This window comes from Paraburkholderia sp. FW306-2-2C-D06C, from assembly GCF_058781505.1.
Window position 1 is genome coordinate 117,467 of the sequence record NZ_JBYSWU010000010.1, and the last position, 13,425, is coordinate 130,891.

Below are 13,425 nucleotides of genomic sequence, written 5' to 3' on the forward strand. Positions count from 1 at the left end.
GAACGGGGAAGGTCGAAGACCTTCCCCGATGACTGCGCTACAGCTTGAACGAAGTATCGGGAAATTCGGCATGACCGGCCATTGAATATTTTGGATGAAGCGATTCCCGGGAGTTATCGCTCGTCGCTCATATGAATGGGGCACAGGGGGCGCTAAATCGAAGGTTCTGCAATCGTCTCTTGTCAACCGCGAAGCGGACGGTCTAATTCCTGCTTGAGCGGCCGGGCAGAGCGCTCAACAACGCGAACGGGCACGTCTCTTGTTGCACAAGCCAGCGCTAGCGTGAGCCCGGCCAGAGAACCGCCGACGATAACGATCTGCGGGTGTGTGGTACTCATCGAGTGCGAGCGTTCATGGAGTTTCGTTACCCGTGAAGTTCATGACCCGGAAGACATGAGCGGAACTGTTGACTGAAGCGTCATGCGCTTCAGTCAACAGGATGGGGTTTCGGGTTTAAGCGATGCCGGCGCCAAGGGCCGGGAAGACATCGGTGAACAGCAACGTGATCAGCTGTTGTCCGGCCGGGGTGGACCAGTCCTGCGCGATTTCCGCCATGAGCGTGTTGGTGGCGGTGAGCACCACGCCCGCATCGTGCATCCGTTGACGCGAAAACTCTTCGGAAAGATCGCTGGGCGATCCCGCCGCATCCATCACGGCATGGATGCGGCGATAACCATCCAGATCCTGCGCGACGGGTACGATACTTCCGTATGACGAGATGCCAAAAACCCTGGTTTAACTGATTTCGCAACAGCTTCCAAGTCGACGGCCTGCGCCAGAACATTATTCCACGGACGGGTGGGCCCGATGCTGTTGCATCGCTGATGCGCGTGAACAGCACCCTGTGGCCGGCGTCAATCAATGAGCGTCCGGTGGCTGGGCCAGGTCCTTTGACACCTGCGCGTCTAGAGCGATCTGCCTGCGAAGCGCCTCGAAGCGCTCCAGCAGATTGTCTCCGAAAAGCGGATCGGGGCTAGCCGGTACGGCCGCATCGACTGCAGCCCAGTCCTGTTCTGTCAGCACCTGCGCAGCGCGAGGCATCAGGTCTCGCTCCTCAGTGGAAATGTGCTGACGATAATACACAAGATACGTCGCCGTGGCCGCCTCCAGAGCCGTGCGCGGGATTACAACATCTCCCGCGGCTTCATTGATGCGAATCAGGAGTTCATCGCCGGCCGTGGCGATCACGCGATGCTCCTGCAGAAGGCGGTTCACCACCATTTGAGTCCCGGGATCCCGTTCAGCAAGCCGCGCGTACGCAACATCCTCCCGCGGATGATGAACGCGATCGGAAAAATTCCGCATGTAGTAAAGGATATCGCCGATGAGAGCGTAATTCGGGTTCTCGCCCCGGCGGAGCTCAGCTACCTGTTCTTCCAGAATGTCGAGTAGCCGGGCGAAATTAATGTGCTCGGTGTGCCATACGGCAAGTGGGTCGGCCATGGCGTGCTCCATTGAAATGGATCAAGTACACGATAGACCGTCTGGACCAAAGCGCAAATGCATTCCTTGTAGCGCGGTCGACAGCGCCCAGCGCGATCAGTGCAATTGAAATGCTACTGGTTGCAACCCGAGAAGGACTGATACAGGTCAATCCACTGCGGCATCAGTGCGCGGAGATCCTGCTGGAACAGTCACTCAAGGAACTGCTACCCTAGTCGCAGCGAATGGCCGCTATCAAAAAACCAGGCGCTCGCAGTCGACCCATACAACTGCGCTCGCCTGGTCGGAATTGCCTGCGGCGCCGGCCCCCTTGACGGCTTCAGCCACGTCTCCAATTGGTTCGACGCATTACCGGAGAATGGCAACGAGCGGCCATCGTGCAGGCGCCAGCTCTAGCCTGAGTGGTGGCGCGCTCGACTCGGGAATTGATCGGCCGTTTGTGTTGCAGCGCAAAGTCCACGCGGAACTGATCTGTTATGGCAACAGCCCCGTGCGCCACCACACACCGCGTTCGGTGGCGCTCGTCCGGGCATGCTATCCGCGGTTGAGTTAGATCAATCCGCCGCCGCCGGACGCGCGAACAATCAATCATGTGACTCGTCTGGAGCAGCCATGAACACTAAGCACAGTAAAAAGGGACACCTCGAAGCCGCAGCGTCGCATCACGAGCAGGCAGGGCGCTTCCACCGCGAGGCGTCGCGGCATTTCGAGGCGGGCAAAGACTTCGCCCACGCCGCACATCAGGCGATGATGGCGCACGGTCATGCGTTGCACGCCATCGACCGGACGAACGACGCCGCCAAACACAACGCCAGTGCGCCGCTGGTAGTGCCCCCACCTCCGGGTTCCGCCGAAAGCAGCACGACCGCGGCCCAGCATCACGCAATGGCGGCGGAGCTGCACGAGCAGGCGGCGCTGCATCTGCGCAGCGCCGCCAGGCACTTCGATCAAGACCGTGGCGCAGTCGCTCATGAGACGCAACTGGCGCTCTCCCTTGCGCTGCGTGCGTTGTCCCACAGCAACGAAGCGGCCAAGCAGCATGTCACGTCATCGCGCGATAGAGATCCGGTGACCGGCGCTGCATGAGATCGGCGCGAGTCTTCGTGCGTGAGCGTTCTCCGAGCTGGCGCTGCAGAGCTTGCGAGCGCCATTGTTGAAACGTCGGCCTTGCCCGATTAGTTTGTTGTGGCACTTCGGGGACCGAACCTTCGTGTCCTCGGGCAGCAAACCGTTTTGTTTTATCAGACGGAGCATCAGCCATGAAAGCACTCTTCATCCTGAACGGCCCGCCCTACGGTAGCGAGCTGACCTACAACGCATTGCGCCTCGCCAATGCGCTCGCGAAGCGGGAGCACAACGAAGTTCGCGCGCGAGCCAATCTGGGCGCGGAGGCTTGAGGCGTGGACACCGCATCGATCCATCTCGGGCTGCGTGAGAATCTCGGCCAGTTCTCGCTGCTGGTCATCGTCAATGCGTTTGTCGGCGCCATGGTCGGGCTGGAGCGCAGCATCCTGCCGGCCATCGCGGAACACGATTTTCACATTGCGGCGAAGGCGGCGATCCTGTCCTTTATCGTCGTCTTCGGCGTCACCAAGGCACTGACCAACTATCTGGCGGGACGTCTGTCCGACCGCTTCGGTCGCAAGCACATACTGGTGGCAGGGTGGTTGATCGCCATCCCGGTGCCGTTCGTGTTGATGTGGGCTCCGGCGTGGGATTGGGTCGTCGCCGCCAACGTGCTGCTGGGCATCAGCCAGGGGTTGACGTGGTCCACCACGGTGATCATGAAAATCGACCTGGTGGGGCCGAAGCAGCGCGGGCTGGCAATGGGGCTCAACGAATTCTCCGGCTACGTCGCTGTTGCCGGCAGCGCCCTGGCAACCGGCTGGATGGCCGCGCGTTTCGGGCTCCGGCCGGAACCCTTCTATCTCGGCGTCGGCTATGTCGTGGCCGGTCTTCTATTGTCTGCGCTGAGCATTCGGGAGACCCGGCATTACGTCGCGCAGGAACTGCGCATGCATCAGGCTGCTGCGAACGGGGAACGCCTTAGCCAGGGGGAGATCTTCCGCCGTACGTCGCTGAGTGATCGCAACCTCTCCAGCGTCAGCCAGGCGGGGCTGGTCAACAACCTGAATGATGGCATGGCTTGGGGCTTGTTCCCCTTGGTATTCGCCGTCGCTGGCATGACGCTCGCCCAGATCGGCATCCTCGCCGCGATCTATCCGGCCGTCTGGGGCTGCACACAAATATTCACCGGCGCGCTATCCGATCGGATCGGCCGCAAATGGCTTATCGCTGGCGGGATGTGGGTGCAGGCGGCAGGCATCGCCATCACGGCATCGACGGCGCGTTTCGTAGGTTTCGGATTGGGAGGCGTCCTGCTCGGCATCGGTACGGCGATGGTCTATCCGACCCTGCTGGCCGCCATCGGCGATATCGCCCAGCCGAACTGGCGGGCTTCCGCCGTGGGCGTCTACCGGCTATGGCGCGATCTCGGCTACGCGATCGGCGCGCTACTGGCCGGCATTACCGCTGACTTGTTTGGCCTGGCGTCGGCACTATGGCTGGTGGCCGGCCTCACTGGCTTGTCCGGCGTGATTGCCGCGATACGTATGAGCGAGACGCTGGCCCGAACGAAAACCGGCGCAACAGTGTGAACGTCAGTTTGAGCTATCGCTTGTGCTGACAGTTGCTCAATGGCTGGAGAAGCCAATCCATGACCCAATGCCCGCTCGAGATCGAAAGGCATTACGGTTGCGCCGAACTGCCTGACCTGCGCCCGGCGCTGTGCCGAAGCGTCTGCCGCGCTGGCAGGATGACGCACGCTGGCCCCAACGATCGATATCGCAACCAGTGCTGCGCATGCCCGAATCGCCAGTGGAATAGCATGCCGGACGTGGCCTGCAGCGCTAGTGAAGAAAGGCATTGATCTGCGCCAACTGCTGTTCATCGAGTTCGCCCGCCGCGGCTACGAGTCGCAATCGGCTCATCGCAACCTGATAGCGTGCCGCGGCGAGATCGCGCCGGGTGCTGAACAGCGCCTGCTGTGCGTTCAGTACGTCGATCGACGGCCGATCGCCCGCTTCGAAGCCGGTCCGATTCGCATCCAGTTGCAAGTCGGCCGAATGGGCCGCCTGCGTCAGCGCGATCACCTGCGCCTGGGTGCTGCGCAGACCGAGGAATGCCTGTTGAACCTGGCGCGCGACCATGACACGGGCGGCATCCTGGTCGAGATCCGCCTTCCTGAGCAGCGCGATGCTTTCGTCGTGCTTCGCGCTGCGCAACCCGCCTGTATAGAGCGGTATCGTTACCATGATGCCGATCACTGCACTGTTGCTACGCATTGAACTGTTGCCGCCGTAACCTGCGCCGTTCATCCGGTCGCCGATATACGACGCGAACGCCTCGACCGTCGTGCCGCCGCCCTGGCGATAGCGGGAAGTCTCTTCATGCGCGATCTCGACGTCGAGCCTGCGCAGTTCAATCAACGGGTTGGTTGCCATCGCGCGTTCCTGCCAGTCGGCGAAATCGCCTGCCGCGACGGATTCGAGTGCGGATGACGCGGAGAGGTGCCGTAACGCGGTGTCGGGATCGCCCGTCAGATCGCTCAGTTCGGCGCGCTTGAGATCGAGATCTCGCTGCGCGACCTCGCGTTCGGCGCGCGCCGCCTCGACCTGTGCGCGAACTGCCTGCAGCTGTTGGTCCGCCGCACGCTGATCGATCGCGAGCAACGTTTGTCCGGCCTTTACGCGATCGCCTGCCTTCACGTTCAAAGCCGTTATGCGGCCCAGAACCTGGACGGCAATCGCTGTTTGCCGCATCGATTCGACTACTGCATCGGCGACAAATTCGTCATGGACCGGCGCAGTTTCAACGACGGCCGTGGATAGCCCTTCGGCACAAGCGGATGTCGAAGCAAGCATGCAGCATGCGGCAAGCAGCAGCCGCCATCGAGCCGGACGTTGCATAACGGCCAGATCGGCCGGGAGCGTGCGCAGGGCCGATGCGGGACCGGTACAGGCCAGTATGCGCGAGGTCACTGGGAGGAGGCCGGCCGTGCCGCCGGCCAATTCAGTGTGAGGCGGACGCCGCGGTGCGCCGGCACGACGATTGTCCGCGTGCGTTTCAGGCCATCGGAGGTTGCGACCAGGCGATAGTGACCGGGCGGAATCTGCGCAAATAGATAAGGGCCTTCCGAAACGGCGGTGAAGACGAGCGCACCATCCGGTTTTAGCACCTGGACGGCCACACCCGACAGGTACTCACCGGAACTGGAAGCGAAGGTTGCCGCCATGCTGTAGCGGGATGCGGCGCCACGCAGCGCAGCAGCTTCATCGTCGCCGACCCCGCCCGTGACGAATGCGATACCGTGGTCGTATCCAACGGGCACGTCGCCGGCCGGCGCAGCGGCGCGTCCGTCCGGGTCAGCGCTGCCCGGTCCGCAACCCATGCCGCGCATGCCCATTTCAGCGCCGCCGCGCCCCATCATTGGATTGCCGTTTTGCATACCGTGCGGCAGCACGATACCTTGCTCCTTCGCACGGTTGACCATCGTATCGTGCATGCGTTGCGCGATGGCCTGGCGCTCCGCAGGTGTCGCGGCGCTGCGCATCTGCGTGCAGAATTCGACACGTTCGTCGGCGCTGAACAACTGGTAGGGCATCATGCCGCGCATTCCCGGAGCGGGCTGCGCCTGTGTGTCAAAGACCGCCGTCGATGCAACGCATGCGAGTGCGAGCAGCGCGGCCCTCGACAGGCTGGAGAAAGATGTGGACATCGTGGATCCCTGTATCAATACCGCACTATGTATGCTTGATTCTGGGGTTGTCCGGCGCAATGCGCTTGATGTTGGTCAATTAACCGCAATATGTTCGCTGTCCGCATGACTCTGGACAGTGTCGGGGCTCGCGCGCACGGTGCAGTCCAGTCGAGTTTTCCGCGCTCGAGGTTGAGGTGACAGGGCGGTCTCGCCGACGGCAAAGCCGCAGCGTCGGTCGGGGCGGTGTGGCTTTGCCTGAACATAATCGAACGGTAACCCGCCGCCGCTATTACGGGCAGATCATCCGGCATCACCTGTCCCGCGCTTGAGCATTGCGCGTCGTGCCGCACGATTTGAACGGACGTTGGCGTCTCCTGATCAGTTTCGCTTGAGGTTGCGCTGCTCTAGCAGCGTGAAAATCGCCATGCCCAGCAGCATCGCGGCGACAAACAGCCACGCCTCAGGCTGCCCGCTGCCGGCGCTGACCAGTGCGGGACCGGGACAGAAGCCCGCCAGCCCCCAACCGGCGCCGAATAGCAGGCTGCCGCCGATCAGACGGCGGTCTATCTGCTTTACCGCAGGCAATTGCATCGGCATGCCGAGCACGCTGTGCCTGCGGCGGCGAGCGATGCCAAATGCCATGCTGCCCACGAGGATCGCCCCAGCCATCACGAAGGCGAGGGAGGGGTCCCAGCGGCCTGCGAGGTCCAGAAAACCCAATACTTTCGCCGGGTTCGACATCCCGGAAACAATCAGACCGATACCAAACAAGAGACCGGTGATCAATGCGTTAACAATCAGCATGTCAAATTTTCACTAAATGACGGCTGACCAGCACCGTCAAGAATCCCGCGGCCACAAATGCAATCGTGGCGACGACGGAGCGCACAGAGCCACGGGAGATGCCACATACGCCATGACCGCTCGTGCAGCCCGACGCGTATCGCGTGCCGATGCCGACAAGCAGTCCGGCAAGTACCAATATCGGCGGTGAGGCACTGACGGTGGCTGCCGGCAAGGGGGCCACGAGTCGGAACGCCCAGGGGGCGAGAAACATGCCGCCCGTGAATGCAACACGCCATGCCCGTTCGCCGCGGCCTGCGTGTAACAGACCACCCAGGATCCCGCTGATCCCGGCAATGCGACCGCTACCGAGTACAAATAGCGCGGAAGCGAGGCCAATGACGAGACCGCCGGCCAATGCAGTGGCCGGGCTGAAATGCGCGAGGTCAAGGGTCATTTGCCACGCATCCTGAGCTTTCCGCAGTAGAGACCCGAGAGCGTCTGCATGATCTGAATGACTTCGTCGCTGGCGAGGCTGTAATAGATGTACTTGCCCTCGCGCCGGGTCGCGACCAGACCTTCTTCCCGAAGCACGCCAAGGTGTTGCGACAGGCTTGGTTGATGCACGCCGACCAGTTCTTCAAGTTCGCCGACATTGCATTCGCCCTCAGTCAGTTGGCACAACAGCAGCAGGCGATCCTCCTGGGCGAGCGCCTTCAGAAGCGCGCACGCTTTGGTCGCAGATTCCCGCAAAGCGGCGCGGGCTCGAGGGGTGAGAGATTCGCTCATATGTTAAGGGTAACGATGCATTGACAAACAGTATATAAAAAAATAATATGTGTTTCAAGATATGGATTGGAGTCCGTGATGCAACCCCTCGTAGAACCCTTCTTTGATCCGGCCACGTCTACCGTGAGCTATGTCGTCCACGCGGGTGAGGGCTCGGCTTGCGCGGTAATCGATCCGGTGCTCGACTACGATCCGAGATCCGGACACACATCCACTGCGTCTGCGGATCGCGTGGTTGCGTTTGTAAGGGCGCATGGACTTCGGCCGGAATGGCTGCTTGAGACGCACGCGCACGCCGATCACCTGTCGGCAGCACCGTATCTGAAAGGGCTAATCGGTGGAAAGATCGCAATCGGAGAGAATATCCGGCTCGTGCAGAGTGTATTCAAGCGGATCTTCAATATCGGTGTGGAGCTGCCTCCCGACGGCCGACAGTTTGATCATCTGTTTGCGGCCGGCGAAACGTTCTCCATCGGCGCGCTGACCGCGCGTGCCTTGCACGTGCCGGGTCATACGCCAGCCGATATGGCCTATCAGGTCGGCGATGCGGTATTCGTCGGCGACACGCTGTTCATGCCGGACGTTGGCTCGGCCCGCTGCGATTTTCCTGGCGGCGATGCGCATGTGCTTTATGGGTCGGTTCGCAAGCTGCTTGCATTGGCGCCGGACACGCGTCTTTTCATGTGCCACGATTACCCGCCGGAATCGCGCGGCCCACAATGGCAGACTACCGTGGCGGAGCAGCGCCACAGCAACGTTCATCTGCACGATGGCGTGTCAGAAGCGGATTTCGTCGCCATGCGCACTGCACGGGATCGCACGTTGGCAATGCCCACGCTGATCCTGCCGGCAATCCAGATCAATATCCGGGCAGGGGCGATGCCCGCACCGGAGGATAACGAAGTCAGTTACCTCAAGATTCCGTTGAACGCGCTCTGACACCATCAGGCTTGTGGTCGGGCTGTTGTCATCGCGGCGATCGCCTACGCGAAATCATTCCGCTGGGGGCGGGCGGCATAGTCTACGGGCTTCCCAGCACCTGTCCGTTGACCGTCTGGCCATACATCGAATGTGGCGAGTCATGGCATTTCGCACGAGTTGCCTCGACCGACCCAGCAAAACGTGGATCCTGCGGAGTCGGCGCTGCTGCGTCGGATTGTTTGACGTCCACTGCGCACGTAGTCAGGCTCGCTGCGCCAGGAAGCGCAAGACAGACCCCCTGATAGATCGGGAGGCAGATCCTCATTACCCGCTCCCGTCTCTCGCTCAGCTTTTCCGTACCACGGCTGACAGCGGGTTCGAGCCGGGTCGGCGCGCCTCAGGAATTCGGACCGGATTGCGACTATATTGAATAACGCAACGCCGTCGCACCTCGCTGGCGGGGACGTGATGCGCAGTGACCGGCGACGCGGCGGCCAGCGTTGTGGGTATCCCCGATAGGAGGCGCGAGATGCGGCGCATATATTTCCTGTTGCCTAACGTGCAGAGTGCGAAGGACATCATCGACGAACTGTTGCTCAAACGGATCGAGTGGCGACACATCCATGTGCTTGCCCGTCCCGGCTTACCGCTCGAAGACCTGCCGGAAGCGACCCTTGTGCAGCGCAGCGACCTGCTGCCCGCGCTTGCACGAGGCACTGCAGTGGGTGGCGTGACGGGCATGCTGGCCGGGCGGGCGCGCTTCAACAGGTAGCGCAGGAGACCACAATGAGCGACGAATACGGTGCGAAGCGCCGGCAGTTGATGCGTGCGCTGTCGGCAAGCGGCCTGATGGGGTTGGGCGGGAGCTGGGCGTACCGCTCCTGGGCCGCCAACGCCGTGACGCTGCCATTCGAAAATGGTTTGCGGGAGTTGACGAGCGCTTTTCCGCAGAAGGGCGAGATGCTGCTCCTGCGAAGCCGGCCGCCGTTGCTCGAGACACCGTTTTCCGTGTTCGACGACGGCGTGTTCACGCCGAACGACCGGTTCTTCGTGCGCTGGCATCTGTCCAGCATTCCGACCCGCGTCGATGGCGCGGCCTTCCGGCTGGTGGTCCACGGATTGGTCGGCCGCGAACTCCGCCTGAGCCTCAGCGACATCATGCGCGGCTTTCCGCGCGTCGAAGTGGCTGCGGTGAACCAGTGCGCGGGCAACTCCCGAGGCTTCTTCAAGCCGCGCGTCGCAGGCGGAGAGTGGGGCAACGGCGCAATGGGCAATGCATTGTGGACCGGCGTGCGGCTCAAGGATATCCTCGATCGGGCCGGGGTCAAGGCGGGCGCCGTTCAGGTCCGCTTCAACGGTCTCGACGAGGGGGTGATCGCCGCGACGCCCGACTTCATCAAAACACTCAATGTTGACCATGCCCGCGACGGCGAAGTTATTGTCGCGTATGGGATGAACGGCCAGCCGCTGCCGCTCCTGAACGGATTTCCCCTGCGGCTCGTGGTGCCCGGCTGGTATTCGACATACTGGATGAAGATGCTGAACGACATCGAGGTCATTGACCGGCCGGACGAGAACTTCTGGATGGCCAAGGCCTACCAGATTCCCGATACACCTCACGCGAATGTCGAGCCCGGGCAGACTGGTGTGAAGACAGTTCCCATCAACCGGATGGTGCCGCGGTCATTCTTCACCAATCTCGGTGACGGCTCAGTGCTGCCTATGGCGCAAATGACGACGGTCAGGGGCATCGCGTTCGGCGGCGACACGGGTGTGCGGAGGGTGCTGTTTTCCGCCGACGGCGGTGCTTCCTGGGCGTCGGCGCGCCTCGAAAAGAACTTTGGAAAATACAGTTTCCGCCGCTGGGACGCGCCGTTTACGCCGCGTCGCGCTGGCCAGTATGTACTGAAGGTGAAGGCCGTGAACAGCGATGGAATCGAACAGCCCGACACCCCCAACTGGAACGGCGGCGGCTACATGCGCAATGTCGTCGAATCAGCGACCGTGGTCGCCGCATGAGGAGGGCATCATGAAAGCGTCTGCTGCGGTCCTGCTGATATGGGTAAGTTGTGCGTGGGCGTCCGCCTTGGCCGGGCCGGACACGGTCGGCAGCACGGCGATCCGGACCGTCGACGTCCGGCTGCCCAATGGGGCAGCGACGTTTCCGCCTGGCAATGGGTCAGATCTCGCGAACTCGCAATGCGTGATCTGTCACTCCGCTGGAATGATCACCCGGCAGCCACCGCTGTCGTTTCAGGAGTGGAAGGCGGAGGTGAGCAAGATGCGCGCGGTCTACGGCGCGCCGCTGGCTGCCGATCAGATTGATCAGATCGCACAGTATCTGACGGCGATTAATGGAAAACCGTAGGTCTCGACGGCAAGACTTTCGAAGAGAAAACCCGGACGGGCATGAGCACGACGGGCGACACCCGTCGTTACCTCGTGATCGCCCCGCAAGTGGCGGGCAAGCCGGGTGCACCGGTGCAGGTGCAGGCGCGGTAAAGCCAGCATGCCGCCGCTGGACGGTGAACTGTCCGGCGGCGGATGTGCGGCCGGCGCCACCTCAAAAAAGGATGTGGCCATCGATTTCGATAGCGGCCTCGAACCGACATTCAGATCGATCGCCGTTACCGATGCGCAGGTCAAGTCGCTGATGGACCGCCATGAAGTGATTGATCCGTCGAACAAGGCGCAGCGATCGAACGCGGGATAACCCCTAAGGCGCACGCCGATGACCGTCTTGCCCATCCTGTCACGGTTTCTTCCTTCACCTTAACAAGATCATTAGCTCGGAGATAACGAATTCCCGCCGGGCGTAATTGAACCGATGCTGCTCGCACCATAGACTCGATTCAAGTTTCCAGCGAGAGTGGTATGTCCCATCAAAGTCCGTCCCATTCCGGCTCGGCCACCCGCCTCGCGGAAAAACATCGCCGACTGCCGCCCATCGATTCGATCACGGATGACGTGGTATTGCCGATCGACTGAATCGTGGGTGTCGTTCGAAACCTGATTTCGCCGGGCGATATGGGAGTTCGCCAGATCACAAAATGCCAGCGAATTCTTGCTACATCAGCCTCCCCGGTCTTCTCTAACGCCGCCTCGCCGGTGTCTGCTTCGGGGCACCCATAGCAGACATATGGAAGTTGAAATTTGTCGCCGAAAAGCGGATACGTGTCGGCAGCTTCGGCCATTATCGCGAACGCCGACCCAGGAAAGCGACAGTAGTGAGCACATGGATACGTTGCATATCTCGTATCCGTAGGCAAGGTTCCGCGCTTGCTCCGGACGCGCACCGCGCGTGCGGTCATCCAGTGAGTAACGAGAATATAGGAGATATAAGATGCGCAGGTCAGCATGGGTAAAGGCTTCGGTCGTATGCGCGGTGTTTGCGCTGGCCGGTTGTGGCGGCAATGATAAGTTGGAAACAGGACCACACTTTGTCGCCGACATTGCGGTACCGAACGTGAAAGCAGGGAGCAATTTTTCGTTCGATATCGGCACCACGAACGGCAACCGCTACTATTTCACCGATCGCAATAACGCCGCTCTGGACGTGATAGATATTCCGACCAAGACCTTTGTCAAGTCGATCCAGGGCAGCGGGAATCTCGCATTCGCAGGTCTTAGGTCGGGCTCGAATTCGACGTCCGGGCCCGATGGCGCAACGCCGGTCGGCAACCTCATCTATACCGGTGACGTCAACTCCGTGAAAATCGTCGATCCTGCTGCGGGCGCCGTGCTCACCAACATCCCTGTCAGCGCCACCGGCGTGCGGGCGGACGAGGGTTGTCTCGACTCGACGCACGGCATCTTCATGATCTCCAGTCCCGAAGAGCCGACGCCCTTCGCGACGTTCATCAGCACAACCACTCAAAGTGTGATCGCGAAAGTCACCTTCACGGACGCGGCCGGTCAACCCACTGCGGGGCTGGAGGCGTGCGTGTACGACGCGGCGAGTGACAACTTCTATGTCAACGTCGATGGAAGCACTGCAAATCCGCATGGTGAACTGGTCAAGCTGCCCGGCGCAGCGATTCGCGCGATACCGTCCGGGACGACGCAGAATTACACGGCCCTTGCGGGTGTAGCGATGTACGCGGAAGGCAATTGCGATCCGACCGGTCTTGCGCTGGGGCCGGGCACCGACATCGCCGTTGGGTGCCGCGAGGCGACTACAGGCTCGCCACTGTTGATGCAAATCTTCAACCGGGCAAGCGGCGCGCTCGTCGCTTCACTTAACGCGGGCGGCGGCGATCAACTCGAATACGACGCCGCGACGAACCGATACTACAACGCGACAAGCCGGTGGACTGCATCGGGCAACGCTTCAACGAACGGAACGTGCACCGCGGCGTCGCCGTGCAAACCGATGCTCACGATCGTCGACGCTGGCTCGCGTAGCGTTACGGCGCGGCTGAACACCGGCAACAATGCGCATTCGGTCGCGATTGATCCCGCAACTGGGCTCGTCTTTGTTCCCTACTCTTCTGCTGCCGCACCGGCGGGTTGTCCTGACTGCGCATCGAACGGGTTTGTCAACGGAGGGGTATCGGTGTTTGCCGCCCGATAGCAGCACGGCAAGCGGGCGATCAATATAGCCGGGGCTGGAGCGCTATCGGGCGTCCAGATCCCGGCCACCTGAGGTCGCCCGGAACGCAGTGTGCGTCGGCGGCTCAAGCCAGGGTGCAGCGGCGGGAGTCGGGGCCCTTTGAGAGTGGCGTCGCTCG

General features: G+C 61.6%; 17 protein-coding genes and 1 pseudogene. 9 read left to right on the forward strand and 9 right to left on the reverse strand.

Annotated features, from left to right (window positions below; all coding sequences use genetic code 11):
• Positions 1-182: 182 nt before the first annotated feature.
• The 3 genes from AC3WLT_RS10240 to AC3WLT_RS10250 form a co-directional block, all read right to left on the reverse strand.
• Entirely contained in the window at positions 183-338 is a 156-nt protein-coding gene (locus AC3WLT_RS10240; RefSeq protein WP_492591766.1) for an NAD-binding protein, read from the reverse strand.
• A gap of 115 nt (positions 339-453) precedes the next feature.
• Complete coding sequence (locus AC3WLT_RS10245) at positions 454-654, reverse strand: hypothetical protein (RefSeq protein ID WP_492591767.1); 201 nt, start codon at positions 652-654, stop codon at positions 454-456.
• Positions 655-858: 204 nt separating this feature from the next.
• Complete coding sequence (locus AC3WLT_RS10250) at positions 859-1,443, reverse strand: hemerythrin domain-containing protein (protein ID WP_492591768.1); 585 nt, start codon at positions 1,441-1,443, stop codon at positions 859-861.
• Between the two features lie 612 nt (positions 1,444-2,055).
• On the opposite strand from AC3WLT_RS10250, the gene AC3WLT_RS10255 reads away from it, so the two are divergent.
• From AC3WLT_RS10255 to AC3WLT_RS10265, 3 genes are all read left to right on the forward strand, one after another.
• Positions 2,056-2,529 (forward strand): hypothetical protein, encoded by a 474-nt coding sequence (locus AC3WLT_RS10255; RefSeq protein WP_492591769.1) that lies wholly within the window; start codon positions 2,056-2,058, stop codon positions 2,527-2,529.
• Positions 2,530-2,702: 173 nt separating this feature from the next.
• The gene (locus AC3WLT_RS10260; protein WP_492591770.1) at positions 2,703-2,840 is read left to right on the forward strand and encodes a hypothetical protein; all 138 of its coding nucleotides are present in this window, start codon (positions 2,703-2,705) and stop codon (positions 2,838-2,840) included.
• A gap of 3 nt (positions 2,841-2,843) precedes the next feature.
• The gene (locus AC3WLT_RS10265; protein WP_492591771.1) at positions 2,844-4,100 is read left to right on the forward strand and encodes an MFS transporter; all 1,257 of its coding nucleotides are present in this window, start codon (positions 2,844-2,846) and stop codon (positions 4,098-4,100) included.
• 252 nt (positions 4,101-4,352) lie between these two features.
• On the opposite strand, the gene AC3WLT_RS10270 is transcribed toward AC3WLT_RS10265, so the two are convergent.
• From AC3WLT_RS10270 to AC3WLT_RS10290, 5 genes are all read right to left on the reverse strand, one after another.
• Positions 4,353-5,366, reverse strand: coding sequence for a TolC family protein (locus tag AC3WLT_RS10270; protein WP_492591772.1), 1,014 nt, complete (start codon positions 5,364-5,366; stop codon positions 4,353-4,355).
• Between the two features lie 113 nt (positions 5,367-5,479).
• Positions 5,480-6,220 (reverse strand): carboxypeptidase-like regulatory domain-containing protein, encoded by a 741-nt coding sequence (locus AC3WLT_RS10275; protein ID WP_492591773.1) that lies wholly within the window; start codon positions 6,218-6,220, stop codon positions 5,480-5,482.
• A 360-nt stretch (positions 6,221-6,580) separates the two neighbouring features.
• Positions 6,581-7,006 (reverse strand): DUF6691 family protein, encoded by a 426-nt coding sequence (locus AC3WLT_RS10280; RefSeq protein ID WP_492591774.1) that lies wholly within the window; start codon positions 7,004-7,006, stop codon positions 6,581-6,583.
• A 1-nt stretch (position 7,007) separates the two neighbouring features.
• Positions 7,008-7,442, reverse strand: coding sequence for a YeeE/YedE family protein (locus AC3WLT_RS10285; RefSeq protein ID WP_492591775.1), 435 nt, complete (start codon positions 7,440-7,442; stop codon positions 7,008-7,010).
• A complete protein-coding gene (locus AC3WLT_RS10290; protein ID WP_492591776.1) occupies positions 7,439-7,774 on the reverse strand; it encodes a metalloregulator ArsR/SmtB family transcription factor in 336 nt (111 codons plus the stop codon). The genes AC3WLT_RS10285 and AC3WLT_RS10290 overlap by 4 nt, the downstream gene beginning before the upstream one ends.
• A 78-nt stretch (positions 7,775-7,852) precedes the next feature.
• On the opposite strand from AC3WLT_RS10290, the gene AC3WLT_RS10295 reads away from it, so the two are divergent.
• The 5 genes and pseudogenes from AC3WLT_RS10295 (at position 7,853) to AC3WLT_RS10315 (ending at position 11,408) form a co-directional block, all read left to right on the forward strand.
• A complete protein-coding gene (locus AC3WLT_RS10295) occupies positions 7,853-8,713 on the forward strand; it encodes an MBL fold metallo-hydrolase (protein WP_492591777.1) in 861 nt (286 codons plus the stop codon).
• Positions 8,714-9,224: 511 nt separating this feature from the next.
• Positions 9,225-9,452 (forward strand): annotated as a pseudogene (locus tag AC3WLT_RS10300) (DUF1269 domain-containing protein); the annotation flags it as partial.
• 29 nt (positions 9,453-9,481) lie between these two features.
• On the forward strand, positions 9,482-10,714 hold the full coding sequence (locus AC3WLT_RS10305) for a molybdopterin-dependent oxidoreductase (protein ID WP_492591778.1): 1,233 nt from the start codon (positions 9,482-9,484) through the stop codon (positions 10,712-10,714).
• Between the two features lie 10 nt (positions 10,715-10,724).
• Complete coding sequence (locus tag AC3WLT_RS10310; RefSeq protein ID WP_492591779.1) at positions 10,725-11,063, forward strand: c-type cytochrome; 339 nt, start codon at positions 10,725-10,727, stop codon at positions 11,061-11,063.
• Between the two features lie 141 nt (positions 11,064-11,204).
• Entirely contained in the window at positions 11,205-11,408 is a 204-nt protein-coding gene (locus tag AC3WLT_RS10315) for a hypothetical protein (protein ID WP_492591780.1), read from the forward strand.
• A gap of 169 nt (positions 11,409-11,577) precedes the next feature.
• On the opposite strand, the gene AC3WLT_RS10320 is transcribed toward AC3WLT_RS10315, so the two are convergent.
• Positions 11,578-11,889 (reverse strand): hypothetical protein, encoded by a 312-nt coding sequence (locus tag AC3WLT_RS10320; RefSeq protein ID WP_492591781.1) that lies wholly within the window; start codon positions 11,887-11,889, stop codon positions 11,578-11,580.
• A 149-nt stretch (positions 11,890-12,038) separates the two neighbouring features.
• Between AC3WLT_RS10320 and AC3WLT_RS10325 the strand changes: the two genes are divergently transcribed.
• The gene (locus AC3WLT_RS10325) at positions 12,039-13,268 is read left to right on the forward strand and encodes a hypothetical protein (RefSeq protein WP_492591782.1); all 1,230 of its coding nucleotides are present in this window, start codon (positions 12,039-12,041) and stop codon (positions 13,266-13,268) included.
• Positions 13,269-13,425 lie beyond the last annotated feature (157 nt).

Excerpts from the sequence above, each read along its gene's own strand:
- AC3WLT_RS10255 (WP_492591769.1), top strand. The coding sequence starts at position 2,056 with ATGAACACTAAGCACAGTAAAAAGGGACACCTCGAAGCCGCAGCGTCG.
- AC3WLT_RS10305 (WP_492591778.1), top strand. The coding sequence starts at position 9,482 with ATGAGCGACGAATACGGTGCGAAGCGCCGGCAGTTGATGCGTGCGCTG.
- AC3WLT_RS10280 (WP_492591774.1), bottom strand. The coding sequence starts at position 7,006 with ATGCTGATTGTTAACGCATTGATCACCGGTCTCTTGTTTGGTATCGGT.
- AC3WLT_RS10310 (WP_492591779.1), top strand. The coding sequence starts at position 10,725 with ATGAAAGCGTCTGCTGCGGTCCTGCTGATATGGGTAAGTTGTGCGTGG.
- AC3WLT_RS10240 (WP_492591766.1), bottom strand. The coding sequence starts at position 338 with ATGAGTACCACACACCCGCAGATCGTTATCGTCGGCGGTTCTCTGGCC.
- AC3WLT_RS10295 (WP_492591777.1), top strand. The coding sequence starts at position 7,853 with ATGCAACCCCTCGTAGAACCCTTCTTTGATCCGGCCACGTCTACCGTG.
- AC3WLT_RS10320 (WP_492591781.1), bottom strand. The coding sequence starts at position 11,889 with ATGGCCGAAGCTGCCGACACGTATCCGCTTTTCGGCGACAAATTTCAA.
- AC3WLT_RS10260 (WP_492591770.1), top strand. The coding sequence starts at position 2,703 with ATGAAAGCACTCTTCATCCTGAACGGCCCGCCCTACGGTAGCGAGCTG.
- AC3WLT_RS10270 (WP_492591772.1), bottom strand. The coding sequence starts at position 5,366 with ATGCTTGCTTCGACATCCGCTTGTGCCGAAGGGCTATCCACGGCCGTC.
- AC3WLT_RS10325 (WP_492591782.1), top strand. The coding sequence starts at position 12,039 with ATGCGCAGGTCAGCATGGGTAAAGGCTTCGGTCGTATGCGCGGTGTTT.
- AC3WLT_RS10285 (WP_492591775.1), bottom strand. The coding sequence starts at position 7,442 with ATGACCCTTGACCTCGCGCATTTCAGCCCGGCCACTGCATTGGCCGGC.
- AC3WLT_RS10250 (WP_492591768.1), bottom strand. The coding sequence starts at position 1,443 with ATGGCCGACCCACTTGCCGTATGGCACACCGAGCACATTAATTTCGCC.
- AC3WLT_RS10275 (WP_492591773.1), bottom strand. The coding sequence starts at position 6,220 with ATGTCCACATCTTTCTCCAGCCTGTCGAGGGCCGCGCTGCTCGCACTC.
- AC3WLT_RS10315 (WP_492591780.1), top strand. The coding sequence starts at position 11,205 with ATGCCGCCGCTGGACGGTGAACTGTCCGGCGGCGGATGTGCGGCCGGC.
- AC3WLT_RS10290 (WP_492591776.1), bottom strand. The coding sequence starts at position 7,774 with ATGAGCGAATCTCTCACCCCTCGAGCCCGCGCCGCTTTGCGGGAATCT.